Below are 1,039 nucleotides of genomic sequence, written 5' to 3' on the forward strand. Positions count from 1 at the left end.
CTGCGACACCAGTGGCCAAGGGCCAATGCTGCTTGTTCAAACGACGCTTAACTGTCTTTGCATTAAAATCAGCTGGAATTGTGCCAGTTGAAAAAATCTTCGAGAAAATCGGCCACTTCGCTATTGGCATATTTGCTGGTTTAGAGACCTGAATATTTTTCTTTAGTGCTTCATTAACTGGTGTTCTTGAATATGGATGCTTACAACTCAACAATTCATACGTAATACAACATAAGGCGAACATATCATCGCTTATGTTTGGTTCTTTTCCTGAGAGCAGGTTGAGTGAGGCGTAGTTAGGCGTGTAGCCCAGCGTTTCTAGATCTTCTGTTTTACGTTTTGCTGCATACTGATCCTGTTTGATCTGGTGAGTTTTCGACACACCAAAATCCAAAAGCTTTACATGGCCTTCGGAGGTTAAAATTACGTTGGCTGGTTTTAAGTCGGCGTGTACAACACCGAGCGAATGAGCATAGGATAGTGCGTCGAGGATTTGGTTGAGGATAGAAAGCATTGCATGGTACTTCAAACCATTTGGACGAGATCGTTGGATTAAACTTTCCAACGTTTCGCCGTCAATATATTCCATCACTAAAAAGTAGATATCACCGTCGACTCCGAAATCAAAGACCCGGATTACGTTTGGATGACTAAGTCTTTGTGTTTGTTGCGCTTCTCGAATCAACATTCTTGCTGTCTCTGGCTGAGACGCAAACTCTTTCTGTAAAACTTTTAGAGCAACATAAGGGGACTCCGAGCCAGAAGACTCCAGAATTTTCTCTTTTGCTAAATAAACATCACAGAGTCCACCATGACCTAAAATCGACTCAATTTCGTAACGGTTTTTTACTGTTTGCCCAATTAAATTTGAGTTAATAACACTTTTGTTTTTTGTGTTCTTATTATTACTTTTGTTGATAGGTGGTATTGTGTTTTCTTTTTGAGACAGTTTTGTATCCGTTTCATTTATATTTTCAGCGGAGTCTTGTTTATTAACGTTTTTAGCGGATTCAATTGCGTTTTCTCTTTTTTGAGTCTT

At 39.6% G+C, this 1,039-nt stretch carries 1 protein-coding gene; it reads right to left on the bottom strand.

From position 1 onward, the window contains the following. On the bottom strand, positions 1-1,039 hold a 1,039-nt coding region (locus R7O12_RS26915; protein ID WP_318127121.1), incomplete at both ends, for a serine/threonine-protein kinase.

The sequence above is a fragment of the Vibrio sp. Vb1574 genome (genome assembly GCF_033338675.1).